The 24,828-nt window shown below is 64.7% G+C and carries 22 protein-coding genes; 8 read left to right on the top strand and 14 right to left on the bottom strand.

Going from position 1 to position 24,828, the window contains the following annotated elements:
* The 4 genes from creB to BTN82_RS31260 form a co-directional block, all read left to right on the top strand.
* On the top strand, nt 1–676 hold a 676-nt coding region (gene creB, locus BTN82_RS27295; RefSeq protein ID WP_075122135.1), incomplete at its 5' end, for a two-component system response regulator CreB.
* Complete coding sequence (gene creC / locus BTN82_RS27290; protein ID WP_075122134.1) at nt 676–2,097, top strand: two-component system sensor histidine kinase CreC; 1,422 nt, start codon at nt 676–678, stop codon at nt 2,095–2,097. The genes creB and creC, both read left to right, overlap by 1 nt.
* 284 nt (nt 2,098–2,381) lie before the next feature.
* Nucleotides 2,382–3,752 carry a cell envelope integrity protein CreD gene (gene creD / locus BTN82_RS27285; protein ID WP_075122133.1) on the top strand — a complete coding sequence of 457 codons (1,371 nt, stop codon included), beginning with the start codon at nt 2,382–2,384 and terminating at the stop codon, nt 3,750–3,752.
* A complete protein-coding gene (locus BTN82_RS31260) occupies nt 3,745–3,957 on the top strand; it encodes a hypothetical protein (RefSeq protein ID WP_148169621.1) in 213 nt (70 codons plus the stop codon). Before creD ends, BTN82_RS31260 begins: the two co-directional genes overlap by 8 nt.
* Here the strand turns inward: BTN82_RS31260 and BTN82_RS27280 are convergent.
* Nucleotides 3,918–4,547, bottom strand: a complete 630-nt coding sequence (locus BTN82_RS27280) for a glutathione S-transferase family protein (protein ID WP_075122132.1) — start codon at nt 4,545–4,547, stop codon at nt 3,918–3,920. The two genes, BTN82_RS31260 and BTN82_RS27280, sit on opposite strands and share 40 nt — an antisense overlap.
* Before the next feature lie 105 nt (nt 4,548–4,652).
* Here BTN82_RS27280 and BTN82_RS27275 point away from each other — a divergent pair, with 105 nt between their 5' ends.
* Nucleotides 4,653–5,072: a hypothetical protein gene (locus BTN82_RS27275; RefSeq protein WP_081375523.1), complete on the top strand. Its 420-nt coding sequence runs from the start codon at nt 4,653–4,655 to the stop codon at nt 5,070–5,072.
* On the opposite strand, the gene BTN82_RS27270 is transcribed toward BTN82_RS27275, so the two are convergent.
* The 7 genes from BTN82_RS27270 to BTN82_RS27240 all read right to left on the bottom strand — a co-directional run bounded on the left by BTN82_RS27270 (nt 5,050) and on the right by BTN82_RS27240 (nt 13,398).
* The gene (locus BTN82_RS27270; protein WP_075122131.1) at nt 5,050–5,238 is read right to left on the bottom strand and encodes a hypothetical protein; all 189 of its coding nucleotides are present in this window, start codon (nt 5,236–5,238) and stop codon (nt 5,050–5,052) included. The genes BTN82_RS27275 and BTN82_RS27270 overlap by 23 nt on opposite strands.
* The gene (locus BTN82_RS27265; protein ID WP_075122130.1) at nt 5,235–6,368 is read right to left on the bottom strand and encodes a PepSY-associated TM helix domain-containing protein; all 1,134 of its coding nucleotides are present in this window, start codon (nt 6,366–6,368) and stop codon (nt 5,235–5,237) included. Before BTN82_RS27265 ends, BTN82_RS27270 begins: the two co-directional genes overlap by 4 nt.
* A gap of 69 nt (nt 6,369–6,437) precedes the next feature.
* Nucleotides 6,438–8,870: a TonB-dependent siderophore receptor gene (locus tag BTN82_RS27260; protein WP_075122129.1), complete on the bottom strand. Its 2,433-nt coding sequence runs from the start codon at nt 8,868–8,870 to the stop codon at nt 6,438–6,440.
* 184 nt (nt 8,871–9,054) lie between these two features.
* Nucleotides 9,055–10,035 (bottom strand): FecR domain-containing protein, encoded by a 981-nt coding sequence (locus tag BTN82_RS27255; protein WP_075122128.1) that lies wholly within the window; start codon nt 10,033–10,035, stop codon nt 9,055–9,057.
* On the bottom strand, nt 10,032–10,550 hold the full coding sequence (locus BTN82_RS27250) for an RNA polymerase sigma factor (protein ID WP_075122127.1): 519 nt from the start codon (nt 10,548–10,550) through the stop codon (nt 10,032–10,034). Before BTN82_RS27250 ends, BTN82_RS27255 begins: the two co-directional genes overlap by 4 nt.
* A gap of 203 nt (nt 10,551–10,753) precedes the next feature.
* Nucleotides 10,754–11,461 (bottom strand): PolC-type DNA polymerase III, encoded by a 708-nt coding sequence (locus BTN82_RS27245; RefSeq protein WP_075122126.1) that lies wholly within the window; start codon nt 11,459–11,461, stop codon nt 10,754–10,756.
* A complete protein-coding gene (locus BTN82_RS27240; RefSeq protein ID WP_075122125.1) occupies nt 11,458–13,398 on the bottom strand; it encodes a putative nucleotidyltransferase substrate binding domain-containing protein in 1,941 nt (646 codons plus the stop codon). The genes BTN82_RS27245 and BTN82_RS27240 overlap by 4 nt, the downstream gene beginning before the upstream one ends.
* 253 nt (nt 13,399–13,651) lie before the next feature.
* On the opposite strand from BTN82_RS27240, the gene BTN82_RS27235 reads away from it, so the two are divergent.
* Complete coding sequence (locus BTN82_RS27235; RefSeq protein ID WP_075122124.1) at nt 13,652–14,098, top strand: response regulator; 447 nt, start codon at nt 13,652–13,654, stop codon at nt 14,096–14,098.
* 124 nt (nt 14,099–14,222) lie between these two features.
* Here BTN82_RS27235 and BTN82_RS27230 read toward each other — a convergent pair whose 3' ends face one another.
* Complete coding sequence (locus BTN82_RS27230) at nt 14,223–16,400, bottom strand: malate synthase G (protein WP_075122123.1); 2,178 nt, start codon at nt 16,398–16,400, stop codon at nt 14,223–14,225.
* 550 nt (nt 16,401–16,950) lie between these two features.
* Here BTN82_RS27230 and BTN82_RS27225 point away from each other — a divergent pair.
* Nucleotides 16,951–17,469, top strand: coding sequence for a glycine cleavage system protein R (locus tag BTN82_RS27225; protein WP_075122122.1), 519 nt, complete (start codon nt 16,951–16,953; stop codon nt 17,467–17,469).
* Between the two features lie 228 nt (nt 17,470–17,697).
* Here the strand turns inward: BTN82_RS27225 and rarD are convergent, their stop codons facing one another.
* The 5 genes from rarD to BTN82_RS27200 form a co-directional block, all read right to left on the bottom strand.
* Complete coding sequence (rarD, locus tag BTN82_RS27220; RefSeq protein WP_075122121.1) at nt 17,698–18,585, bottom strand: EamA family transporter RarD; 888 nt, start codon at nt 18,583–18,585, stop codon at nt 17,698–17,700.
* 217 nt (nt 18,586–18,802) lie between these two features.
* The gene (locus tag BTN82_RS27215) at nt 18,803–19,777 is read right to left on the bottom strand and encodes a serine/threonine protein kinase (protein WP_075122120.1); all 975 of its coding nucleotides are present in this window, start codon (nt 19,775–19,777) and stop codon (nt 18,803–18,805) included.
* A 153-nt stretch (nt 19,778–19,930) separates the two neighbouring features.
* Entirely contained in the window at nt 19,931–21,832 is a 1,902-nt protein-coding gene (locus tag BTN82_RS27210) for a PhoX family protein (RefSeq protein WP_075122119.1), read from the bottom strand.
* Nucleotides 21,833–22,076: 244 nt separating this feature from the next.
* Entirely contained in the window at nt 22,077–22,841 is a 765-nt protein-coding gene (locus tag BTN82_RS27205; RefSeq protein ID WP_075122118.1) for a TOBE domain-containing protein, read from the bottom strand.
* A gap of 64 nt (nt 22,842–22,905) precedes the next feature.
* Nucleotides 22,906–23,646 carry a ComF family protein gene (locus BTN82_RS27200; RefSeq protein ID WP_075122117.1) on the bottom strand — a complete coding sequence of 247 codons (741 nt, stop codon included), beginning with the start codon at nt 23,644–23,646 and terminating at the stop codon, nt 22,906–22,908.
* A gap of 91 nt (nt 23,647–23,737) precedes the next feature.
* Here BTN82_RS27200 and bioB point away from each other — a divergent pair, with 91 nt between their 5' ends.
* Nucleotides 23,738–24,793 carry a biotin synthase BioB gene (gene bioB / locus BTN82_RS27195; protein WP_075122116.1) on the top strand — a complete coding sequence of 352 codons (1,056 nt, stop codon included), beginning with the start codon at nt 23,738–23,740 and terminating at the stop codon, nt 24,791–24,793.
* Nucleotides 24,794–24,828 lie beyond the last annotated feature (35 nt).

The following is a 24,828-nucleotide window of genomic DNA, read 5'->3' as shown; positions in this document are numbered from 1 at the left end:
TCATATCCTGATTGTCGAAGACGAAGCGGCGATTGCCGATACGCTGATTTTTGCCCTGCAGGGCGAAGGGTTCGGCACCACCTGGCTGAGTCTCGGGCAGGCGGCGCTGGATTATCAGCGCAGTACCCCGGCGGACCTGCTGATTCTCGACATCGGCCTGCCGGACATCAGCGGCTTTGAAACCTGCAAGCAACTGCGGCGCTTCAGCGAGGTGCCGGTGATGTTCCTCAGCGCCCGCGATGGGGAGATCGACCGGGTGGTGGGTCTGGAAATCGGCGCCGACGATTATGTGATCAAGCCCTTCAGCCCGCGTGAGGTCGCGGCCCGGGTCAAGGCCATCCTCAAGCGCATGGCGCCGCGGGCTGCGGTGGAGGCGCCGGCCGCGGTGTTCCAGGTCGATACCGACAAGTTCCAGATCAGCTATCGCGGCCAGCCGTTGAGCCTGACCCGCCATGAATTCCGCCTGCTGCATTGCCTGCTGGAGCAACCCGAGCGGGTGTTCAGCCGCGAGCAACTGCTCGACGCCCTGGGGGTGGCGGCGGATGCCGGCTACGAGCGCAGCATCGACAGCCATATCAAGAGCCTGCGGGCCAAACTGCGCCTGGTGGCGGCCGCTGCCGAACCGATCCAGACCCATCGCGGCCTGGGCTACAGCTACAGCCCGGGGCACGGCTGATGCCGTTGGCCATCCGGATTTTCCTGGTCTACGTGCTGTTCGTCGGCCTGACCGGCTATTTCGTGCTCAACACCGTGATGGAGGAGATCCGCCCGGGCGTGCGCCAGTCCACCGAGGAAACCCTGGTGGACACCGCCAACCTGCTGGCGGAAATCCTGCGGGACGATTTCAAGGCCGGCACCCTCAACGAGAACCGTTGGCCGGAGCTGCTCAAGGCCTATGGCGAGCGCCAGCCGGCGGCGACTATCTGGGGCCTGCCGAAAAACCAGGTCAACCACCGGATCTACGTCACCGACGCCCAGGGCAAGGTGGTGCTGGACTCCAGCGGCCTGGCGGTGGGCCAGGATTACTCGCGCTGGAACGATGTCTACCTGACCCTGCGCGGCCAATACGGCGCGCGCTCCTCGCGCAGCGTGGCGGACGACCCGAACTCCTCGGTGATGCATGTCGGCGCGCCGATCCGCGATAACGGCCGGATCATCGGCGTGGTCACCGTGGCCAAGCCCAACAGTTCCTTGCAGCCCTATGTCGACCGCACCGAGCGCCGCCTGCTGTGGTACGGCGCCGGGCTGATCGGCCTGGGCCTGCTGTTCGGCGCCTTGCTGTCGTGGTGGCTGAGCGTGGCCCTGCGCCGGCTTACCGGCTACGCCCAGGCGGTCAGCGAAGGCCGCCGCGCCGCGCTGCCGCACTATCGCGGCGGCGAGCTGGAGCAACTGGCCACGGCGGTGGAGCACATGCGCACCCAGCTGGAGGGCAAGGCCTATGTCGAGCGCTACGTGCACACCCTGACCCATGAACTGAAAAGCCCGCTGGCGGCGATCCGCGGCGCGGCGGAGCTGCTCCAGGGCGACATGCCCGGCGAGCAGCGCGCGCGTTTTGTCGGCAATATCGACAGCGAGAGCGCGCGCATGCAGCACCTGATCGAACGCTTGCTCAACCTGGCGCAAGTCGAGCAGCGCCAGGGCCTGGAAGAGCGGGTGGCGGTGCCGCTGGCGGACCTGGTGGCACAGGTGCTGGACAGCCAGAAAGCGCGGATCGAAGGCCGGCGCTTGCAGGTCGAGCAGTCCATCGAGCCAGGGCTTGCGCTGTCGGGCGAGGCTTTCCTGTTGCGCCAGGCCCTGGGCAACCTGCTGGAAAACGCCCTGGACTTCACCCCCGTCGGCGGCGTGCTGCGGGTGACTGCCTGCCACACGGGCGAGCAACTGAGCGTGAGCCTGTACAACCAGGCCGAGCCCATTCCCGACTATGCCCTGGCACGCCTGACCGAGCGTTTCTATTCCCTGCCGCGGCCCGACAGCGGGCGTAAAAGCACGGGTTTGGGGCTGAACTTCGTCGAGGAGGTGGTGCAGTTGCACGGCGGCCGGATGCGGATCGGCAATGTGCCTGGAGGCGTTGAAGTGACGCTGCAGTTTCCGGCCTGATCCAACGGCGAAGGATGCACGGAGCCGTTGTAGCCGCTGCCGAGCCTGCGAGGCTGCGCTCGGTCGCGAAGCGGCCGTCAGCCCTGAGTCCGCGATTTACCTGATAAAACGCGCCGTCCGGTTTTACGACCGCTGCGCGGCCGTGCGCAGGCTGCGCCAGCGGCTACAGCTGGATGTGATCGATGATTCAGCGGATCGAATCTCCACAGACTCTCCACATTCCCCCCATAAAACCCCCACACCGGTCTCCCAGACTCTCCCCCATTCGAACAGGGAGAGAACCCATGAACCGCAGTCTGACGATAAAACTCGGGGCCATCGCCCTATTGATCCTGTTGTTGCTGGTCCCGCTGCTGATGATCGACGGGCTGATCCAGGAGCGCCAGGAGCTGCGCGACGGCGTGCTCACCGACATTGCCCGCAGCTCCAGCTACCGCCAACAGATCAGCGGCCCGCTGATGGTGGTGCCTTACCGCAAGGTGGTGCGGACCTGGAAAACCAACGAGAAAACCAACCAGCGCTACCAGGAATTGGGCGAAGAGCGCGGGCAGCTGTATTTCCTGCCGGAGCATTTCGAACTCGACGGCCAGGTACGCACCGAAGTGCGGGCCCGGGGGATTTACCAGGCCCGGCTGTTCCACGCCAACAACCGTATCAGCGGGCAGTTTGCCGTACCGGAGCAGATGGGCATCAAGGAAGACTTCGCCGACTACCGGTTCGAGCCGCCGTATCTCGCTGTGGGCATCAGCGACATCCGCGGTATCGAACAGGCGCTGACCCTCGAACTGAACGGGCAGAACCTGGCGTTCGCCCCGGGCACCCAGCTCGACTGGCTGGGGGAGGGTGTGCACGTCGAGTTGCCGCTGCTGGACGGCAAGCGCGGTACCAACCTGGACTTCGCCTTCAATCTGCAATTGCAAGGCACCGGCCAGTTGCAAGTGCTGCCGGTGGGCAAGACCAGCAAGGTGCGCCTGCAAGCCGACTGGCCGCATCCGAGCTTCTTCGGCGACTACCTGCCGGCCCAGCGTGAAATCTCCGACCTGGGCTTCGTCGCCAACTGGCAGGCCTCGTTTTTCTCCACCAACCTGGAAAGCGCGCTGGTCAATTGCCTGAGCAGCGAACGGTGCGAGGAATTCAAGAACCGCACGTTCGGCGTGAGCTTCATCGACCCGGTGGACCAGTACCTCAAGAGCGACCGGGCGATCAAATACGCGCTGTTGTTCATTGCCCTGACCTTTGCCGGCTTCTTCCTCTTCGAGGTGCTCAAGAGCCTGGCGGTGCACCCGGTGCAATACGCGTTGGTGGGCGTGGCCCTGGCGTTCTTCTACCTGTTGCTGCTGTCGCTGTCGGAACACATCGGCTTCGCCCTGGCCTACCTGCTGTCGGCCGGTGCCTGCGTGACGCTGATCGGTTTCTACGTCTGCCATGTGTTGCGCAGCCTGGGCCACGGCCTGAGTTTCGCCGTCGGCCTGGCCGCCCTGTACGGCCTGTTGTACGGCTTGCTCAGCGCCGAGGACTACGCGCTGCTGATGGGCTCGCTGCTGCTGTTCGGCCTGCTCGGCGTGTTCATGGTGCTGACCCGCAAGCTCGACTGGTACGGCGTGGGCCAGGGCAAGCCGGCCCGGGCGCAGGATAAGGCGGTGGCCCATGAGTAACCTGGGGCTGCGTGAAGATCGGCAGGCGGCCCGGGCCTTGCTGGTGTGGATTGTCGAGTCGTTGCCCGAGGCGCCGCTGTGCGGCTATCGCGAGCAAGCTTGCTCCTACAGGGGCAGCGACGCTTTGGGTAGGAGCGAGCTGGCTCGCGATAAGGCCTCCCAGCCTCAAGCCGGCGGCTGGGTCGCCAGCATCGACGGCCGTTGACTGGCCTCGGCGTACCAGGTCGCGAGCCGCGGCTGGGCATCGCGCCAGCGCAGGTCGGGGTGGCGGAAGTCGAGGTAGCCCAGGGCACAGGCGACGCTGAGTGCGGCCACGTCGAAAGGGCCGGCCAGTTCGGTAAGGGCATCGGCCTCGAGCACGGCCAGGGCGCGGCGAATCTTCTCGCGCTGGCCATCGAGCCACTGCTCCCAGTGTTTCTCGGGGGCACGCAGGGCCAGTTCGTAACGGATCAGCACCGAGGCGTCCATGATCCCGTCGGCCAGCGCCGCCAGGGTCAGGCGCCGCCAGCGGGCCGGGCCTTCGCGGGGGATCAGCGGGCGGCCCGCGTGTTGCTGGTCGAGGTACTCGAGGATCACCCGGCTGTCGTACAGCACGTTGCCGTCGGCCAGGCGCAGCGCGGGAACCTTGCCCAGCGCGTTGCCCTGGTTGAGCGCGGCGTCGGGGTTCACCGGGGTTGGCTGGCAGCCTTGCAGGGCTACATGGTCCAGCTGGCCGGTCTCGTGCAGCAGCACCATGACTTTGCGTACGTAAGGTGATGCCGGGTTGTGGAACAGCGTCAGGCTTGGGGCGGACATGAATACTCCTCGCGGGTGGAAGTTGGAGCACAGGTCCCGGGGATCTTAGCGCAGCCGGTGGCTCTGGCCACCGGGGCGGCGAACAGAACAGACAAGGAGTGATGAATGCGCAGGTCTTATCTTCGACATGGGTTGTACAGCCTGGCCCTGAGCCTGTTGGGCGTGCTGGCGGTGTACCTGGCCTTGCAGTACGAGTTTCGCCGCCACGGCGAGGGCGAGCCGGAGCTGATCCTGGCGTTTGCCTGGATGGCCCGGTACTGGGCGCTGCCGGCGCTGGCCCTGCCGGCCCTGGGGTGTGCCCTGTTGGGCTTGCGCGGCCCCGGACCATTGACGCGAGCCTGGCGCTGGGGCCTGGCGGCCAGCTATGTACCGCTGCTGGCCCTGGCGCTGTTCTGCGTCCTGGTCGCCGCCGAGGCGCAACAGGACAACCGCGTCTTTATCCCGGTGCTGCCGATCGGCCTGGGGCTGGCACTGTACCTGTGGCGCGGTTTCCCCGCCGGGGTCAGGCCGCCCGCCTGCGACTGAACAACCCGCGCAGCGCCAGCCCCGCCGGGACGCCCAGGCCGAGCCAGCTCAGGGCGTCCCAGATGCCGTCGCCGAGCAGTGCCGAGAACAGCCCCGCGGCACTGAGCACGGCAATGAACAGCGGCGCGCCGAAGACCTTCCAGAAACTCGATTGCCGCGGCTTCATGGCGTCGCCCCGGCTTGCGCGCCCAGGGCCGGCCGGGCGGCACGGCGCCGGACGATCCACAGGTACAGGCCGCTGGCGAGGACGACGATGGTCAGCACATCCAGGGCCGCCCAGAGGATTTTCATCGGCATGCCGCCGTAATCGCCGAAGTGCAGCGGTTGCGACATACCCATGGCGTCCATGTACCAGGGGCGTTCGGCCACCGCCGTGACCTGCAGGGTGCTGGCGTCGATCAGCACCGGGGTCAGCAGGTGCGACGTCAGGTGGGTGCTGCCTTTCATGAACACCGCGTAGTGGTGCTCGCTGGAAAAGCGCGTGCCGGGAAAGGCGATGAAGTCCGGCTGCATGCCCGGGGCCACCTCTTGGGCAATGTCCAGCAAGCGGCTGGCGGGTGCCAGTTGGGTCAGTGGCGGTGCATCGCGGTATGGCTCGATCATCGCGCTGAGGCTGTCGTTGCGCCAGGCGGCGATCAGCAGGTCGGCGCAGGCGCTGATCACCCCGGTGACGCCCACCACCAGGGCCCAGGTGAGGGTCACCACGCCGATCAGGTTATGCAGGTCGAGCCAGCGCAGGCGGCTGGATTTATCGTGGCGCACGGTGGCGAACGTCAGCCGGCGCATGAACGGCAGGTACAACACGACCCCGGAAATGATCGCCAGCACGAACAGCAGCCCCATGAAGGCCAGCAGCAGCTTGCCCGGCAGGCCGGCGAACATGTCCACATGCATGCGCAGGAAAAACATCATCAGCCCGCCGTTGGCCGAAGGGGTTTCCACGGCTTCGCCGGTGCGCGCGTCGAGCATGAAGGTATGGGACGAGTTGGGCTCGGTGCCGGCGGTCCTGGCCATGATGGTGAGCACGCCGTTGGGGTCTTCCTCGTCCCAGCCGAAGTACTGCATGACCTCGCCCGGGCGATGGGCCTCGGCGGCGCGCACCAGCTGTTGCAGGTCGAGTTTCGGGGTGTCGGCGGGCATCTCGCGCAGTTCCGGCGCGTCGCCCAGCAAATGGTCGATCTCATGGTGAAAGATCAGCGGCAGCCCGGTCAGGGCCAGCATCAGCAGGAACACCGTGCAGATCAGGCTGGTCCAGGTGTGGATAAAGGACCAGCGGCGGATGGTTTTGCTTTTCATGAATCATCCAAATGCAAAAGGGCCACGGCGCGGCCGTGACCCTTGTTTCGACGCAATGAGCTTAGCCGGTTACCACTTGTAGTTGACGCTGGCCATGACGTTTCGGCGGTCGCCGTAGTAGCAATAGAAGCCGTCGCAGGTCGATATGTATTCCTTGTCGAATACGTTATTGGCGTTAACGGCGACGCTGACACCCTTGAGCGTATTGTTCAGGCGACCCAGGTCGTAATGGACGGCGGCATCGTAGACGGTATAGGAGTCGGTATGGCCATCCGACTTATCGCGTACGTAGCCCATGCTGCCGATGGCGATATTGTCCGTTTCGCCGATGTAGCGCACGCCGAAGCCGATGCCAAAGCCGTCCAGCACGCCGGTGTGCCAGGTGTAGTCGGCCCAGGCCGAGGCCTGGTTTTCCGGGGTCAGCGGCAGTGGGCGGTTTTTATCCAGGGGGTCGCTGACTTTGGTCATTTTACTGTTGGCGTAGGTGTAGGACGCTGTCAGCTTGAGGTTCTCGTTGACGTTGCCAGTCGCCTCCAGTTCCAGGCCGCGCACCTTGGCTTCGCCCAGCGGACGCGATACACCCAGGGTGTCGCTGAGAACGATGTCCTTACGGGTCAGGTCATAGGCTGCCACGGTGAACAGCATGTCCATGCCCGGTGGTTGGTACTTGAGACCCACTTCGTATTGCTTGCCTGTACCTGGGCGGAAGGCGGCACCGTTAGCGCCGCCGGCTTCGGCCTGGAAGGACTCGGCATAGGAAATGTAAGGGGTGAACCCGGAGTCGAAGACATAGCTCAGCGCCGCGTTGCCGGTAAAGGCACTGTCGTCGCGGGTGTCTTTGGCGTTCAGGTTGTAGAAGGTCGAATCGGTGTGCAGCCAGTCCTGGCGGCCACCGAGGGTCAGGCGCCAGTTATCCAGGGCCATCTGGTCCTGCAGATACAAACCGGTGTCCCGGGTTTTCTGGTTGTAGTCGTTGTAAGCGGTGTATTGGACCTTGCTGAAGTCCTGGCCGTAGATCGGGTTGATGATGTTGCTGGTCGGCGCGTTGCCGTACAGCCATTTGTAGTTGGTATTGACGCGCTGGTGATCGAGTCCGAGCAGCAGTGTGTGCTTGATGGCGCCGGTCTGGAAGTCGGCCTGGAAGTTGTTGTCCACGGCGAACTGGCTGATGTCTTCATTGACGATGTTGGCGCCACGGGCAACGGTGCCGTCGTCGCTTACCGAACCGTAGTAGCCACCTGCGGTAATGCCCTGGAAGGACAGGTCGCTCTTGGTATAACGCAGGTTCTGGCGGAACTGCCAGACATCGTCCAGGCGGTGTTCGAAGGCATAACCCAATGCGTAATAGGTCTTGTCGTAGAACTCCCATTCTGGATCGCCAAGGTTCTTGTGGTACTTCACCTCACCGGCAGGCGTCGACAGCTTGGTGCCTTGCAATGGCAAGAACTGGCTGGTGATGCCGGTATCGTCGCGGTTGAACTGGCTGAGGAAGGTCAGCTTGGTGTCTTCATCGATGTTCCAGGTCAGGCTGGGAGCGATGTTGTAGCGCTTGTCGTCGTTGTGCTCGATGGCCGAGTTACTGTCCCGCACCACACCGGTGACCCGGTAGAGGAAACGACCTTCGTCGTCGATCGGGCCGGTGCTGTCGAAACTGATCTGTTTACGCTGGTAGCTACCGATTTGCAGTTGGACTTCGTTGCTGTTGGTGGCTTCCGGGCGACGGCTGACCATATCGATCAGGCCACCGGGAGGCGTCTGGCCATATACCGAAGAAGCCGGGCCACGCAGCAGGGCAACGCGTTCCAGGTCCCAGGTTTCCATCTTCGGCATGGTGTAGGTGCCCTTGGGCAACGGCAGGCCATCCAGGAACTGGGTCGGTTCAAAGCCACGGACTTTCAGCCACTCGGCGCGACTGTCGCTGCCATAGCTGCTGGCCGTGACACCCGGCATATAACGCACGGCGTCATCGAGGTTCTGGACGGCACGGTCCTGCATTTGCTCGCGAGTGGCGACCGAAATCGAACGGGGCGCTTCGGCAAGAGCGGTATCGGTCTTGGTGCCAGCGGCAGTGCGCTTGGCGACATAACCTTCGACCGGACCCCAGGCGCTTTCGTAGCTGCCCTGCCCGGTAATGCTGGTCTCCGGCAAGGCCACCACGCCCTCGGGAATCGCCACCAGGCTGTAGGTGCCGGCGCTGCTCTGTTCCAGTTGCAGGCCGGTGCCGCGCAGGGCCTCGCGCAGGGCGCCGGCGGCGTCGAACTGGCCCTTGACCGGGGCCGAGGTCTTGCCGGCGGCCAGGCCCGGGTTGAGGCTCAAGGCCAGGCCGGCCTGGCTGGCGATCTGGTTCAGGGTGCTGGCCAGGGGCGCGGCCGGCAAGTTGTAGGCGCGCACGCTGGACGCCTGTTCGGCGGCGATCAGCGTGGTGCTGGCCAGCGGGGCGCAAAGGGCAATCGCCACGGCCAACAGGCTGGGGCGCAACAGGGTGTCTAGCGAACGGGACATACGGTGGCTCCTGAATGGAAGTATTTCTCAATTGCCTATGTGCCGGACGAGATTCAAAAAGTGATAGGGCGAATTGAAAATAATTTCGATTTCGCAAAAACGGGGCGTTTCAGGTGGGTGAGGCGGTGTTCCTGGTGGCCTTATTCCTACAGGGACGGCGGCGCGCCGATGGCTCCGGCGCTAGTCAAGGCTTGCCCTTGGCCTGCGCCGCCACCGTTACCCACCATGGCGTGTGCCGCTCGATTTGCACCGGCAGGGTCGGCAACAGCGCGCTCAGGGCCAGGTCGGTGTCGTGCAGCGGGAAGCTGCCGGTGATGCGCAGGTCGGCCACGTCGTCGGCCACGCCCAGGTGGCCGCGGCGATAACGCCCCAGCTCGCTCACCAGGTCCGCCAGGCGCGCGTTGTCCACCACCAACATGCCGCGGGTCCAGGCATCGGCGCCGGGGCTCAGGGCCAGCAACGGGCCAAGGCCGTCGCGGCGCATCAGCACCTGCTGGCCTTCCTTGAGGATCTGCTCGTCCGGGCTCGACTCCGGTCGCGCGGCCACGGCCGATTGCAGCACGCTCAGACGCGTGCCCTGTTCCTCGCGCTTGACCAGGAACCGCGTGCCCAGGGCACGCATATGGCCTTCGCGGGTTTCGACGATAAAGGGCCGGGCGTCGTTGTGCCCGGTTTCGATCAGGATCTCGCCTTCCTGCAGCACGATGCGTCGCTGTTTTTCATCGAAGCGCACATCCAGCGCGCTGTGGGTGTTGAGGTTGATCACCGTGCCGTCGGCCAGGCGCAGGGTGCGCTGCTCGCCCGTGGCGGTGCGCTGGTCGGCGAGCCAGTAGTCCAGCTGGCCGTAGCGCTCGCCGGCGAACAAGGCCAGGCCCAGCAGCAGGGCGATGCTGGCCAGCCCGCTACCGAGCTTGCGCACGCGCCGGCGAACGCCCTCGCGCGATTGCAGCAGGGCGTTGCGGGCCGGGCCGCTGGCGACACTGAAGCGCTGGTCGAGCATGCCCAGCTGGCGCCAGGCGCGGGCGTGCTCTTCGTCGGCGGCGTGCCACTTGGCGAACTCTTCGCGGGCCATCGGGCTGCCTTCGCCGGAGTCCAGCGACAGCTGCCAGGCAATCGCCGCGTCGAGCACTCGGGCGGATACCGGCTTGGCGTTGAGCGCGCTCATAGCGGCTCCCCGTACAGGGCGACGTAGCACTGGCGGATGCCCTGGGCCAGGTACTGGCGGACCCGCGGCACGGACACGCCGAGGCGTTCGGCGATTTCGGCGTGGCCGAGGCCGTCGAGGCGGTTATAGAGGAAGGCCGCGCGGGCCTTGCTCGACAGCTTGCCGAGCAGGCGGTCGATGGCCTTGAGGTCTTCGAGGATCAACTGCTGGGCTTCCGGCGAGGGTTGTTCCTCTTCCGGGACCAGCATCAGTTCGGTGAGGTAGGCCTGTTCCAGCGCGGCGCGGCGGAAGTAGTCGAACAGCAGGCCCTTGGCGATGGCCACCAGGAACGCCCGCGGCTCGCGCGGGGCTTTCAGGTCGTCGCGGCCGAGCAGGCGCACGAAGGTGTCCTGGCTCAGGTCCTCCGCCCGCTGCGGGCAGGCCACGTTGCGCCGCAGCCAGGCCAGCAGCCAGCCGCGATGGTCGCGATACAACGCGCCAACGAGGTCACTGTGGGGGCTTTGGGCTGACGACACGGCGTATCACCAATCGAGAAGTTGAAACTAACGAGAATTATTCGCGATTGTGGCAGGGCGCAATGAGCCGCGCAATGGGCGCTGGTCGGCTGCGATTAATCTGATACCTGGCCGCTGTCGGGGTTGTGCGTTCTGTCTGATGCACCGCTGCGGCCACGGCGTTGTTGGGTGCAGCCTCGCTCTGGCTCGGCAGCGGCCACAGGTTAGAAGGAGGGGGTCTGTTGTCGGCGTTTCCATTGGCCGAGCCGCTGTTGCAGGTTCAGCGGGCTGTGGATCTGCTGTTGGCGGGCGCGGTGGAACAGGATCAGCGCCAGTTCGGCGGTGGCCAGGGCATCGGCGGCGGCATGGTGGCGTTCGCCGACGTGCAGCTTGAAGTGGGCCAGCCAGTCGTCCAGCCCGGCTTCGCGGATAGGGGCGTGCGGACACAGCAGCGGGGCCATCTCGGCGACGTCGAGGAACGGATGCTGCAGGCGATAGCCCAGGCTGTCCTTCAGGGCCCGGCCGAGCATGTGCTGGTCGAACGATGCGTGGAACGCCAGCAGCGGGCTGTCGCCGACGAACGCCATGAAGTCGAGCAAGGCTTCCACCGGGTCGCTGCCGGCGGCGATCGCGCTGGGCCCCAGGCCGTGAATCAGCACGCTGGGGCTGAGCTTGTGGTCGACGCGCTGCAAGGTGCGCTCGAACTGCTGGCCCAAATCGATGGCACCGTCTTCTATGACCACCGCGCCGATGGACAACACCTGGTCGCGGTTGAGGTTCAGCCCCGTGGTTTCCAGGTCCAGCACCACCCAGCGTTGTTCGCGCAGGCTGCATTCGCCCAGCGCCGCCGCGGCGGCCAGGCGTTCGCGGCGCTGATGCTGTTCGACGCTGAGCGCCGCGCTGGCCGGGCGCAACCAAGCGAACAGGCTCATAGCTGATACCTCAGCGCCAGGCTGCTTTGCAGGCGCTGGGCCTGGCGCAGCGACTCGCGCAGGATCCGCCGGTCCAGGTGGTTGAGGCTGTCCGGGTCGACGCGATTGGAGTACGGCTGGTTCTGCCGGGTCTGCAATTGGTGCTGTTGCATGCGGGTCTGCTGGATGAAGTGGTAGGCCTCTTCATAGGCAGCGCCGTCGAGGGTCTCGATGACCTCTCGGGCCACCAGCTGGCGCAGGCGCTCCAGGGTGTTGTTGGCGTCGATACCGTTGGCCAGGGCCAGCAGGCGCGCGCCGTCGACGAAGGGCGTGAGTCCCTGGACCTTGAGGTCCAGGGTGGCCTTCTCGCCATTTTTCCGGGCCAGCACGAACTCGCGGAAACGCCCCACCGGCGGGCGCTGGCGCAGCGCGTTCTCGGCCATCATGCGCTGGAACAGGCGGTTGTCGCCGACCTGGTCGAGGATGCCGCGGCGCAGTTGCGCGCAGCCCTGCTCGTCGCCCCAGACCACCCGCAGGTCGAAATAGATGCTCGACGCCAGCAGGTTTTCCGGCGTGGCTTCGCGAATGAAGGCGGCGAAGCGCCGCGCCCATTCGGCCCGGGACAGGCACAGCTCGGGGTTGCCGGCCATGATGTTGCCCTTGCACAGGCTGAAACCGCACAGCGCCAGGCTGTGGTTGATCTGCTGCGCCAGGGGCAGCAGCTTGCCGCGGATTTCGGCGGCGTGCACGGCATCGCGGGCCTCGAACAGGATGCCGTTGTCCTGGTCGGTGTGCAGGGTCTGTTCGCGCCGGCCTTCGCTGCCGAAACACAGCCAGCTGAACGGCACGCCGGGGTCGCCCTTGTCGGCCAGGGTCAACTCGATGACCCGGCACACGGTGTGGTCGTTGAGCAGGGTGATGATGTGGGTGATCTGGGTCGAGGAGGCGCCGTGGGCCAGCATGCGTTCCACCAACTGGCCGATCTCGCCGCGAAGCGCCACCAGGTTGTCGACGCGCGGCGCGTTGCGGATGGTCCGCGCCAGGTGCACCAGGTCGACCCGTTGCAGGGAAAACAGATCGCGCTCGGAGACCACGCCGCACAGGCGCTGCTCCTTGACCAGGCAGACGTGGGCGATGTGGCGTTCGGTCATGGCGATGGCGGCATCGAAGGCGCTGTGGTCCGGCGATAAGGCGAACGGCGCCTGGGTCATGTGCCGTTCGATCTCCTGGGTGAAATCGCTGGTGCCGTCGGCCACCACCTGGCGCAGGTCACGCAGGGTGAAGATCCCCAGCGGTGCCTTGCGTTCGTCGACGACCACTATGCTGCCGACCTGTTGTTCATGCATCAGGCTCACGGCTTCGCGCAGCGGGGTGGACGGGCTGCATGTCACCGGATGGCGCATCGCCAATTCGCCCAGCCGGGTGTTGAGGGAGTACTGGGTACCGAGGGTTTCCACGGCCTTCTGCTGGACCTGCTGGTTGACCTGGTCCAGCAGGCTGCTGACGCCGCGCAAGGCGAAGTCGCGGAATACCGCGCACAGGGCGAACAGCTTGATGAAGGCCGGCTTGTTCAGTTGCAGGCAGAAGGTGTCTTCGGCCGCCAGGTGTTCGGTGCGGGTGGCGCGCTCGCCGAGCAGCGCGGCGAGGGGAAAGCACTCGCCGGTGGTGATTTCGAAGGTGGTCTCGGTGCCGCCCTTGAGGGCGTGCTGGCGCTCGCCGACCACCCGGCCCTGCTTGACGATATAGAAGTGTTCGACCGGTCCGTCGGTGGGCTTGATGATGCTCTCGCCGGGGCCGTAGAAACGCAGCTGGCATTGCTCGACCAGGTACGCCAGGTGAGCGTTTTCCATCTGATTGAAAGGGGGGAACCGCTGGAGGAATTGCATCGTGCCGTGGATGTTCTGCAACACCGCGGTTTTCCCTGCCTGGGTGAAGGCATCCGCTTTACTCATAACCATTACCGCAGTCTTTTTGGATTTGTCGTGGTCGGGTCTTTGGCCATGGTCGGTCGCCCGGTGCGGGGTGCCCATTGGACGTAAGTCTAGGTAGCGGTCCGGCACCTGTTAATTCGCTTCAAGGCGCTGTCGAAACCGTGCAAAAAGTACTTATCGGCCCTCTTGGAAAAAAATCCGACGAAGTGCACATTGAAGGCCTGCTTAGCGATGTCTGACCACTGTGCTAGGGGATTGATCCGAATATGTAGAGAACGCCATGTCCGACCACGATATTTTGAGCGATGCCGAGCGTGAGGCGCTGAACGCCGTGATGCTCGAGCCTGACCTGCCGGCCCAGCGTGTGTTGATTGCCGACGACGACAAGGATGCCCGCGAGTTGTTGTCGGAGATCCTGGGGCTGGATGGCATTCGCTGCATGACCGCCGCCAACGGCATGGCCGCGCTTGAACTGTTGAACTCGAACAAGTCGATCGGCCTGCTGATCACCGATCTGCGCATGGCCCCCGGCAGCGGCCTGGACCTGATCCGCCTGGTGCGCGAATCGGAACGGGCGGCGCTGCCGATCATCATCATTTCCGGCGACGCCGATGTGCGTGACGCCATCGCCGCCATGCACTTGAGTGTGGTGGACTTCCTGCTCAAGCCGATCGATACCGGCAAGTTGCTGGCGCTGGTCAAGCATGAACTGGGAGTGGTGCCTTAGGTCGGTGGTGTTGCTTATGACGCCATCGTTGTAGGAGCGAGCTTGCTCGCGATAGCGATTTTCCGGCAGAAACGAAAAAAGCCCCGATCTCGCGATCGGGGCTTTGTCGTTTAGCGCATGCTTTTTACAGGCCGTTGCGCGCCTTGAACTCGCGACGGCGACGGTGCAGCACCGGCTCGGTGTAGCCGTTCGGTTGCTTGGTGCCTTCGATCACCAGCTCGACCGCGGCCTGGAAGGCGATGTTGCTGTCGAAGTTCGGCGCCAGCGGACGGTACAGGGTGTCGCCGGCGTTCTGCCGGTCCACCACGGGCGCCATGCGCTTGAGGCTTTCCATGACCTGGGCTTCGGTGACGACGCCATGGCGCAGCCAGTTGGCGATGTGCTGGCTGGAAATGCGCAGGGTGGCGCGGTCTTCCATCAGGCCCACATCGTTGATATCCGGCACCTTGGAACAACCCACGCCCTGGTCGATCCAGCGCACCACGTAACCGAGAATGCCCTGGGCGTTGTTGTCCAGTTCGTTCTTGATTTCCTCGGCCGACCAGTTGGTGTTAGTGGCCAGTGGGATGGTCAGGATGTCGTCTACCGAAGCGCGGGCGCGCTTGGCCAGTTCGGCCTGGCGGGCGAACACGTCGACCTTGTGGTAGTGCAGGGCGTGCAGGGCCGCGGCGGTCGGCGACGGTACCCAGGCGGTGTTGGCGCCGGCCAGTGGGTGAGCGATTTTCTGTTCGAGCATGGCGGCCATCAGGTCCGGCATGGCCCACATGCCCTTGCCGATCTGCGCGCGACCTTGCAGGCCGGTGGAGAGGCCGATGTCGACGTTCCAGTTCTCGTAGGCGCCGATCCATTTGGCGGCTTTCATCTCGGCCTTGCGCACCACGGCGCCGGCTTCCATGGAGGTGTGGATTTCGTCGCCTGTACGGTCGAGGAAGCCGGTGTTGATGAACACCACGCGCTCGCTGGCCGCCTTGATGCAGGCCTTGAGGTTGACCGTGGTGCGGCGCTCCTCGTCCATGATCCCGACTTTCAGGGTATTGCGCGGCAGCTTCAGCGCGTCTTCGATGCGCCCGAACAGCTCGTTGGTGAACGCGGCTTCTTCAGGGCCGTGCATCTTCGGTTTGACGATGTACACCGAGCCGGTGCGGCTGTTGGTGCGCAAGGTGCTGCCGTTGAGGTTGTGGATCGCCGCCAGGCTGGTGACCAGGCCATCGAGGATGCCTTCCGGCACTTCGTTGCCTTGGTTGTCGAGGATCGCGTCGATGGTCATCAGGTGGCCGACGTTGCGCACGAACAGCAACGAACGGCCGTGCAGCTTGACGCTGCCGCCGTTGGGCGCGGTGTATTCGCGGTCGGCGTTCATGGTGCGGGTGAAGGTCTTGCCGCCCTTGGCCACCTCTTCGGCCAGGTCGCCCTTCATCAGGCCGAGCCAGTTGCGGTAGATCACCACCTTGTCGTCGGCATCGACCGCGGCGACCGAGTCTTCGCAATCCATGATGGTGGTCAGGGCCGCTTCCATCAGCACGTCCTTGACGCCGGCGGCGTCGGTCTGGCCGACCGGGGTGGACGCATCGATCTGGATTTCAAAATGCAGGCCGTTGTGTTTCAGCAGGACCGCGGTGGGCGCCGCGGCATCGCCCTGGTAGCCGATCAGCTGGGCGTCGTCGCGCAGGCCGCTGTTGCTGCCGCCCTTGAGGGCGACCACCAGCTTGCCGCCGACGATCTTGTAGCCGCTGGAGTCGACATGGGAGCCGGCGGCCAGTGGCGCGGCTTCGTCGAGGAAGGCGCGGGCGAAGGCGATGACCTTGTCGCCGCGGACCTTGTTGTAGCCTTTGCCCTTTTCTGCGCCGTCGGCTTCGCTGATGGCATCGGTGCCATAGAGCGCGTCGTACAGCGAGCCCCAGCGGGCGTTGGAGGCGTTGAGGGCGAAACGCGCGTTCATCACCGGGACCACCAGCTGCGGACCGGCCATGCGGGCGATCTCGTCATCGACGTTTTGCGTCGTGGCCTGGAAGTCCGCCGCTTCTGGCAGCAGATAACCGATGTCTTGCAGGAAAGCTTTGTAGGCCACGGCGTCATGGGCCTGGCCGGCACGGGACTGGTGCCAGGCATCGATACGCGCCTGGAAATCGTCGCGTTTGGCGAGTAGGGCTTTGTTCTTCGGCGCCAGGTCATGGATGACCTTGTCGGCGCCGGCCCAGAACGTGTCGGCGGTGAGGCCGGTACCGGGAATGGCTTCGTTGTTCACGAAGTCGAACAGGACTTTGGCGACCTGCAGGCCACCGACTTGAACGTGTTCAGTCATTGCTTGCCTCACTCTGCTCAGCTATTTCGCTTTTCAGCTCTTCAAATTGACAATGAAGCCTCTGGCCATTTAAACCACAAACCCCTCTACCAGTACATGCCATCGCTGGCGGCTGGGATGGTTCCAATCAACGGCTTGAAGCCTTGCTGACGGGGCTTTCAGGGTTGCGACTGCGCCTTGGCAGACATCGATCCAACGTTATGTAGTGCGCGCTGCGGCATACTACATGATGAATTGCGGTTGTGAAAATTAGACTAAATACGTCGTTCCGCGACCCAATTTCGCGCTCCGGTCACGCCGGAAGATGGGATGTTCTCAAAAAACTCGCGGATTGTTCCATAGAATTCTAAAAACATGTACACGATTCGTCTTTGTCCCCATGTTCCTTGTAGGAGCGGAGCTTGCTCGCGATGGCGTCCTGACGGTCGTCGACGATGTCGGCCGAGTGATCCTTGTCGCGAGCAAGCTTCGCTCCTACCGAGCCGCTGCGACCCTGTGGCTTGCCTATACTTGGCCTTCTATAACAAACGTCATGACAGAGGGCTGCGCCATGGACCACCTCGTACTCACCGTATTCGCCCCGGATAAACCCGGACAGGTCGAGCGCATCGCCCAATGCATCGCCGAGCATGGCGGCAACTGGCTGGAGAGCCGCATGTCGCGCATGGCGGGGCAGTTCGCCGGCATCCTGCGGGTCGGCGTGCCGGCGGAAGCCTACGACGAGTTGGTGGACGCCTTGCAGGGATTGGCGACCCAGGGCATCCGGGTACTGATCGCCGAAAGCGGCATCGAGCAAGCCTGCACCTGGAAGCCGATCGCCATGGAGTTGGTGGGCAACGACCGGCCGGGCATCGTGCGTGATATCACTCGGTTGTTGAGCGAGCAGGGGGTGAACCTGGAGCGACTGGTCACCGAAGTGCGTCCGGCGCCCATGAGCAGCGAACCGCTGTTCCACGCCGAGGCGATCCTGGCGGTGCCGTTGACCTTGTCCCTGGATGTCTTGCAGTCGCGCCTGGAAACCCTGGCGGACGACCTGATGGTGGAATTGGTGCTGCGCAGCGAGGTGTGAGCCGGGACGGGCGTTGGGTTATCCAGTATTAACGTGCATGCGCCTGTGGATAACCTGTAGAGACCGGGCTCTGGACCAGGCCGGCTGCGGCTCTTCGTGATCTGATCAAAAAACCAGCAGTTTCAAGGGCTTGTGCACAAACGGCGGGGATCACGCTGTGGATAACCTTGGGAAGGATAGCTGCAGGCCATGCCAGTCGTGGCCTGCAGGGCTTTGTACGTTTATTGATCAGGCGCGCTTGCGCAGGCTCAGCCAGGCATCCACGCTGTACACCGCCAGGCCGGCCCAGATGAACATGAACGCCACCAGGGTGCTCGATGACAGGTGCTCGCCGAACAGCAGGACCGCCTGCAACAGCACCAGGGTCGGCGCCAGGTACTGGAGGAAACCCAGGGTGGTGTAGGGCAGGTGGCGGGCGGCGGCGTTGAAGCACACCAGCGGCACCAGGGTGACCGGGCCGGCTGCCACCAGCCACCAGGCTTCGGAGCTGGTCCAGAACGCCGACTGGGCGCTGGTGGCGCCCGGGTTGAGCAGCAGCCAGGCCACGGCAATCGGCACCAGCATCCAGGTTTCCACCACCAGCCCCGGCAGCGCCTTGACCGGTGCCTGCTTGCGGATCAGCCCGTAGAAACCGAAGGTCAGCGCCAGCACCAGCGACACCCAGGGCAGGCTGCCGACTTGCCACACCTGCTGCGCCACGCCGACTGCCGCCAGGCCGACGGCCAGCCACTGCATGCGCCGCAACTTTTCACCGAGGATCAGCATGCCCAGCAGTACGTTGACCAGTGGGTTGATGTAGTAACCCAGGCTGGCTTCGAGCATGCGCCCGTTGTTCACCGACCAGACGTAGGTCAGCCAGTTGGCCGCGATCAGGGTGCCGCTCAGGGCCAGGATCGCCAGGCGCTTGGGATTGTCCCGCAGTTCGCGCCACCAGCCGGGGTGTTTCCAGACCATCAGCAGCAGCGCGCCGAACAGCGCGGACCAGAGCACCCGGTGGATGATGATTTCCACGGCGGGCACGTTGGCGATGGCTTTGAAGTAGATCGGGAACAGGCCCCAGATGATGTAGGCGCTCAGGCCCAGGATGTACCCGCGACGCGGGTTGGCGGCTTGCATGCAGAGTCCTTGCTTAGGCAGCTAACAAAGGCAGTGATTGTAAGGAGATTTGTCTGACTATGTCTTTGTCGGCGTAGTCACGGTTGACCGATTCCGCGGTCAATCCATTGTCGTAGGAGCGAGGCGTGCCCGCGAAGGGAGCGCCTCGTTCTTAAGGCAGGTCCGCGTTATCGTTCATCGCGGGCAAGCCTCGCTCCTACAGTCCAGGCAGGACGGTTCAGAACAGCTTCAACGGCTCTTCGTTCAGCGCCGCCAACTGTTCGCGCAGCGCCAGCACCTGGTCGCCCCAATAACGTTCGTTGCCGAACCAGGGAAAGCTGCGGGGAAAAGCCGGATCGTCCCAGCGCCGCGCCAGCCAGGCGCTGTAGTGCATCAGGCGCAGGGCGCGCAGCGGTTCGATCAGCGCCAGTTCGCGCGGGTCGAAGTCGTGGAATTCGCTGTAGCCGTCCATCAGTTCCGACAGCTGCCCGAGGCATTCCTGGCGATCGCCGGCGAGCATCATCCACAGGTCCTGCACCGCCGGGCCCATGCGGCAGTCGTCGAGGTCGACGATATGGAACACCTCGTCGCGGCACATCATGTTGCCGGGGTGACAGTCGCCGTGCATGCGGATGTTCTGGTGCGGCGTGGCCTGGTAGACCTCCTCCACCCGCTTGAGCAAATCGCGGGCCACCGATTCGTAGGCCGGCAGCAGGCTTCTGGGAATGAAGTCGCCTTCCAGCAGGGTGGCCAGCGAGTCGTGGCCGAAGTTCTTCACCCCCAGCGCTTCGCGATGCTCGAACGGGCGGGTGGCGCCCACTGCGTGCAGGCGGCCGAGCAATTGCCCGAGGCGGTACAACTGGTCGAGGTTGCCGGGTTCCGGCGCCCGGCCGCCACGGCGGGGGAACAGGGCAAAACGAAAGCCCTGATGCTCGAACAGGCTTTCGCCTTGATAAATCATGGGTGCGACCACCGGCACTTCGCACTCGGCGAGTTCGAAGGTGAAACGGTGCTCTTCGAGAATCGCTTCGTTGGTCCAGCGCTGCGGGCGGTAGAACTTGGCGATCAGCGGCTCGCTGTCTTCGATGCCGACCTGATACACGCGGTTTTCGTAGCTGTTGAGGGCCAGGACGCGGGCGTCGCTGAGAAAGCCGAGGCTTTCGACGGCATCGAGGACCAGATCGGGGGTAAGGCTATCAAACGGGTGCGACATGCTGACTCCTGCGAGCAGCAGGCTGCTGCGTCCGGCCAGGCATGGTAACGCAGGCGAGGGATGAGGTGGTGGCTGGGCGACGCTATCACGAGCCAGCTCGCTCCTACAGGTCGGCGACAATCGTAGGAACGGGCTGGCTCGCGATGCGTTCTATCAGGCGCCGACGATACCGCCGTCTTCCCGGGTGATGACCATCACCGAGGAGCGCGGCTTGCCGTTGGGCAGGTGCTCGGGGAAGGTCGATCCGCCGTTCTCGCCCGGATGCTGGATGCCCACGAACAGGCTCTTCTGGTCCGGCGAGAAGCTGATGCCGGTGACTTCGCAGCCTACCGGTCCGACCATGAAGCGGCGGATCTCGCCGGTGGCGGGGTCGGCACAGAGCATCTGGTTGTTGCCCATGCCGGCGAAGTCGCCAACGTTGCTGACGTCGCCGTCGGTGAGGATCCAGAGCCGGCCGGCCTTGTCGAAGCCCAGGCCGTCGGGGCTGTTGAACATGTTCTGCGGGGTGATGTTCGACGAGCCGCCTTTGGGCTGGCCCGCATGCACGCTCGGGTTGCCGGCCACCACGAACAGGTCCCAGGTGAAGTTCATCGAGCCGTGGTCGCCGCGAGCGGTCTGCCAGCGCAGGATTTGCCCGTAGACGTTTTTCTCCCGCGGGTTCGGGCCGCCTACCGGCTGGCCGTCTTCGCCGCGTTTGGAGTTGTTGGTCAGGGTGCAGTAGACCTGGCCGTCTTTCGGGCTGACCACGATCCATTCCGGGCGGTCCATGCGCGTGGCCTTGACCACGCTGGCCGCCAGGCGGGCGTGGATCAGTACTTCGGCCTGGTCGGCGAAGCCGCTGCTGGCGTCGATGCCGTTCTTGCCATGGCTGAGTTCGACCCACTTGCCCTGGCCTTTGGGGTGGTCCGGGTTGCCGTCGCCGTTGTCGAAGATCGCCACATACAAGGTGCCGTGGTCCAGCAGGTCGCGGTTGGCCTTGGGGTTGCGATGGTTGATGCGGTCACGGCTGATGAACTTGTAGATGAACTCGCCACGTTCGTCGTCGCCCATGTACACCACGGCGCGACCGTCGCGGGTTTCGGCCAGGGCGGCGTTTTCATGCTTGAAGCGGCCCAGGGCGGTGCGCTTGATCGGCGTGGACTGCGGGTCGAACGGGTCGATCTCCACCACCCAGCCGTGACGGTTGAGTTCGTTGGGGTTCTTCGCCAGGTCGAAACGCGGGTCATGCTGGTGCCAGTTGATGTCGCGGCTGGCCACCGAGGCACCGTAGCGCTTCTGCGCGGCGTCGAAGCTCTGCTGGGCATTGCTGCTGCCGAAGCAGTCGGTGAAGTTCTCTTCGCAGGTCAGGTAGGTGCCCCACGGCGTCTTGCCGTTGGCGCAGTTCTGGAAGGTGCCGAGGACTTTGCGGCCGCTCTTGTCGGCGCTGGTTTTCATCAGCGCGTGGCCAGCAGCGGGGCCGCTCAGGCGCAGTTTCGCGTTGCCGTGGATGCGCCGGTTGTAGCGCGAGCCCTGGACGAACTGCCACTGGCCGTTGCGCCGCTGCACCTCGATCACCGACACGCCTTCGCTGGCCAAGGCCTTGCGCACGTCTTCGGCCGATTGCGGCATGCCGCCGTGGGGGTAGAGGTAGCGGTAGTTGGTGTATTCGTTGTTGATCGCCATCAGCGCCCGGTTCCTGTCGTCCGGGAAGGCGAACAGGCTCATGCCGTCGTTGTTGTCGCCGAACTGGACTTCCTGGGCGGCGGCGGTGCCATTGCCGCTCGGGTCGAAGGCCGGGCCGTTCTTCTGCAGGGGCTGGCCCCAGCTGATCAGGACCGAGGACTTGTAGCCCGGCGGCAAGGTGATGCTGTCGCTGGTGGCGGCGGCAATGCCTTCAAAGCCCAGCAGCTTGCTGGAGCCGGCGCTGACACTGGCGGCCAGCACGCTGCGGCTCAGCAGGTTGCCGCCGAGAAACATGGCCGCGCCGCACAGGGCGCCGGCACTGATGAAACCACGGCGGCTGAGGCCGACCATCTTCTCGAGGTCGGTGGGTTGATCTTCTTCTAATAGGCTCATCACAGGCTCCCTGCAGGTTTTTGCAGCCACCTTAATCAGCGTCGATGACGAACATGTTGCAGCGTTGAGCCTTGTGTACCGCCTGCAAGAGCGCGCCCGCTGTGTTGGAATGCCGCCCGGATCGAGCGGCTACAGAGGGATCTGTGGTCTTTGTTGCCGCTGCCGCAGGCTGCGCCAGGTCCGCAGGACCTCCTGCGGTTGCAGGAGCGGCGCCTGCATCGCGACCGGCCCCATTCGGGCGGGTTTACAGCGGTGTGCCGAGCAGCACGTTGGACGGTGAGAACTGCACGCGCACGGGTTTTCCGGCGCTCAAGCCGAGCGTTCTCAGTTGCAGCGGTTCGGCCAGGGCGCAGAGCGTCTGGCCGCTGGGCAGGACGATCCGCAGTTCGCTGGGGCCGTCCTCGGCATCGAGGATTTCCTCCAGGGTGCCTTGCAAACAATTGTGTCCAGGTGTTGCGGGCTGTTCGCCGGCGAGCAATTCCAGCCAGCCGGCCTTGATCAGCGCGACCACCTCGGTGCCGGGCTCCAGCTCCAGGCGCAGGGTGCTGTCGTGGGTGATCTGCGCCTGGACGACCAGGTCCGCGGCCAGTGCCAGGCGCACCAGGTCGTTGCGGCCCTGGGCTGCGACGGCCAGCACCGTGCCGTGCAACTGGTTACGGGCGCTGGTGCGCAGCATCAGGCGTCCCAGCAGGTCGAGGTCGGCGGCGTCTTCCGCCGCTTCCAGCACCTGGGCCTGCAAGGCTTGCAGGCGCTGGTAGAGACGCAGCACCCGCTCGCCCTCGGTGGAAAGCCGGGCGCCGCCGCCGCCCTTGCCGCCGACACTGCGTTCGACCAAAGGCTTTTGCGCCAGGTTGTTCAACTCGTCGATGGCGTCCCAGGCGGCCTTGTAGCTCAAGCCCGCGCTTTTCGCCGCGCGGGTGATCGAGCCCTGCTCGGCGATGTGTTGCAGCAGGGCAATGCGCTGCGGGCGGCGGACGATGTGCTGGGTCAACAAGGTAGGCAGGGACATGGCTGGATGCTTTGCGCGCTGGGGATGGACAGGGAGTGTGCGGTTTGAGGGCCGAGAGTCAAGTTCAGTCGGGTGCGCCGGGTTTCGGCGTGCGTGCCAGGCAATACACGTCGACCCGTCGCGCCCCGGCCCTGAGCAGCAGCCGTGCCAGGGCGTGGGCCGTCGCGCCGGTGGTCAGTACGTCGTCCACCAGTGCCAGGTGCCGGCCCGCGACCGGTGCGCCCGGCGTCAGGGCAAAAGCATGGCGCAGGTTGCGTTGCCGCGCCTGGGCATCCAGGCCTTGCTGTGGCGGCGTGTCCTGGATGCGCTGCAATACGCTTTCGTCCCAGGGGATATGCAGGATCTCGCTCAGCCAATGCGCGAGCATCGCGGCCTGGTTGTAGCCACGCTGGCGCAGGCGCTGGCTGGCCAGGGGCACCGGCAGCAGGGCGTCGGGGCGTGGCAGGTCTTCGATGAAGCGATGTAGCAGGGATTGCGCGAGAAGTTCGGCCAACAGACGGCCAAAGGGCCATTTTCCGTTGTGCTTGAAACGGCTGACCAGGCTGTCCACCGGGAACCCATAACGCCAGGGCGTCACCACCCGGGCGAAAGCCGGCGGCCGCTTGAGGCACTCGCCGCAGGTCAGGCCGGCCATGGGCAGGGGCAGGGCGCAGATCTGGCACTGCTCGCCGAGCCACGGCAATTCGGTTTCGCAGGCGGTACAGATGGGCTGGGGCGTGTCGGTGGATTCGTCGCAAAGTAAACAGATTTGTTTGTTTTTTAACCAGATGTAAACCGGTCCTTGGTATTTGGGTTGACAGTGCATGGCGCTTCCTTAAATATGCCGAACATCCGTGTCGTGGCTGTGGGTATTCCCTTCCCACGCCAGCCTGCCAAGCATAATCAAGGAACCGCCCATGAGCGCCAGCACCACCGCCACTCTGCGTCATGACTGGACTTTGGCTGAAGTCAAAGCCCTGTTCGTCCAGCCGTTCAATGACTTGCTGTTCCAGGCGCAGACCGTGCACCGCGCGCATTTCGACGCCAACCGCGTCCAGGTTTCCACCCTGTTGTCGATCAAGACCGGCGCCTGCCCGGAAGATTGCAAATATTGTCCGCAGTCCGGCCACTACAACACCGGCCTGGAAAAAGAAAAGCTGATGGAAGTGCAGAAGGTCCTCGAGGAGGCCGCGCGCGCCAAGGCCATCGGTTCGACCCGCTTCTGCATGGGCGCGGCGTGGAAGCATCCGTCGGCCAAAGACATGCCCTACGTGCTGGAAATGGTCAAAGGGGTGAAGGCCATGGGCCTGGAAACCTGCATGACCCTCGGCCGCCTGGATCAGGACCAGACCGAAGCGCTGGCCAAGGCCGGCCTGGACTACTACAACCACAACCTCGACACCTCGCCGGAGTTCTACGGCAACATCATCACCACCCGCACCTACGGCGAGCGCTTGCAGACCCTGGCCTACGTGCGCGATGCCGGGATGAAGATCTGCTCCGGCGGCATCCTCGGCATGGGCGAGTCCCTTGATGACCGCGCCGGCCTGCTGATCCAACTGGCCAACCTGCCGGAGCACCCGGAGTCGGTGCCGATCAACATGCTGGTGAAAGTCGCCGGCACCCCGCTGGAAAACGCCGACAACGTCGACCCGTTCGACTTTATCCGCATGCTCGCGGTGGCCCGCATCCTGATGCCGCAATCCCATGTGCGCCTGTCCGCCGGCCGCGAGGCGATGAACGAGCAGATGCAGGCCCTGGCGTTCTTCGCCGGCGCCAACTCGATTTTCTACGGCGACAAACTGCTGACCACTGCCAACCCGCAGGCCGACAAGGACATGCAACTGTTCGCGCGCCTGGGTATCCAGCCCGAAGCCCGCGAAGAGCACGCCGACGAGGTGCATCAGGCGGCCATCGAGCAGGCGCTGGTGGAGCAGAAGAGCAGCGAGCAGTTCTACAACGCCGCTGTCTGACTCTGCTTCCTCTGTAGGAGAGGCCGGTCGACGCT

This window comes from Pseudomonas chlororaphis (assembly GCF_001921865.1).
Classification (GTDB): Bacteria; Pseudomonadota; Gammaproteobacteria; order Pseudomonadales; family Pseudomonadaceae; genus Aquipseudomonas; species Aquipseudomonas chlororaphis_D.
The sequence above is the reverse complement of the archived record's forward strand: the minus strand, read 5'-3'. Positions and strand labels throughout refer to the sequence as shown.

Bases quoted from the DNA above. Each gene is read 5' to 3' on its own strand.
- BTN82_RS27235 (WP_075122124.1), top strand. From the start codon at position 13,652: ATGTCCGACCACGATATTTTGAGCGATGCCGAGCGTGAGGCGCTGAAC.
- BTN82_RS27270 (WP_075122131.1), bottom strand. From the start codon at position 5,238: ATGAAGCCGCGGCAATCGAGTTTCTGGAAGGTCTTCGGCGCGCCGCTG.
- BTN82_RS27205 (WP_075122118.1), bottom strand. From the start codon at position 22,841: ATGTCCCTGCCTACCTTGTTGACCCAGCACATCGTCCGCCGCCCGCAG.
- creC (WP_075122134.1), top strand. From the start codon at position 676: ATGCCGTTGGCCATCCGGATTTTCCTGGTCTACGTGCTGTTCGTCGGC.
- BTN82_RS27210 (WP_075122119.1), bottom strand. From the start codon at position 21,832: ATGAGCCTATTAGAAGAAGATCAACCCACCGACCTCGAGAAGATGGTC.
- BTN82_RS27240 (WP_075122125.1), bottom strand. From the start codon at position 13,398: ATGGTTATGAGTAAAGCGGATGCCTTCACCCAGGCAGGGAAAACCGCG.
- rarD (WP_075122121.1), bottom strand. From the start codon at position 18,585: ATGCAAGCCGCCAACCCGCGTCGCGGGTACATCCTGGGCCTGAGCGCC.
- BTN82_RS27265 (WP_075122130.1), bottom strand. From the start codon at position 6,368: ATGAAAAGCAAAACCATCCGCCGCTGGTCCTTTATCCACACCTGGACC.
- bioB (WP_075122116.1), top strand. From the start codon at position 23,738: ATGAGCGCCAGCACCACCGCCACTCTGCGTCATGACTGGACTTTGGCT.
- creD (WP_075122133.1), top strand. From the start codon at position 2,382: ATGAACCGCAGTCTGACGATAAAACTCGGGGCCATCGCCCTATTGATC.
- BTN82_RS31260 (WP_148169621.1), top strand. From the start codon at position 3,745: ATGAGTAACCTGGGGCTGCGTGAAGATCGGCAGGCGGCCCGGGCCTTG.
- BTN82_RS27280 (WP_075122132.1), bottom strand. From the start codon at position 4,547: ATGTCCGCCCCAAGCCTGACGCTGTTCCACAACCCGGCATCACCTTAC.
- BTN82_RS27245 (WP_075122126.1), bottom strand. From the start codon at position 11,461: ATGAGCCTGTTCGCTTGGTTGCGCCCGGCCAGCGCGGCGCTCAGCGTC.
- BTN82_RS27230 (WP_075122123.1), bottom strand. From the start codon at position 16,400: ATGACTGAACACGTTCAAGTCGGTGGCCTGCAGGTCGCCAAAGTCCTG.
- BTN82_RS27215 (WP_075122120.1), bottom strand. From the start codon at position 19,777: ATGTCGCACCCGTTTGATAGCCTTACCCCCGATCTGGTCCTCGATGCC.
- BTN82_RS27275 (WP_081375523.1), top strand. From the start codon at position 4,653: ATGCGCAGGTCTTATCTTCGACATGGGTTGTACAGCCTGGCCCTGAGC.
- BTN82_RS27225 (WP_075122122.1), top strand. From the start codon at position 16,951: ATGGACCACCTCGTACTCACCGTATTCGCCCCGGATAAACCCGGACAG.
- BTN82_RS27255 (WP_075122128.1), bottom strand. From the start codon at position 10,035: ATGAGCGCGCTCAACGCCAAGCCGGTATCCGCCCGAGTGCTCGACGCG.
- BTN82_RS27200 (WP_075122117.1), bottom strand. From the start codon at position 23,646: ATGCACTGTCAACCCAAATACCAAGGACCGGTTTACATCTGGTTAAAA.
- BTN82_RS27260 (WP_075122129.1), bottom strand. From the start codon at position 8,870: ATGTCCCGTTCGCTAGACACCCTGTTGCGCCCCAGCCTGTTGGCCGTG.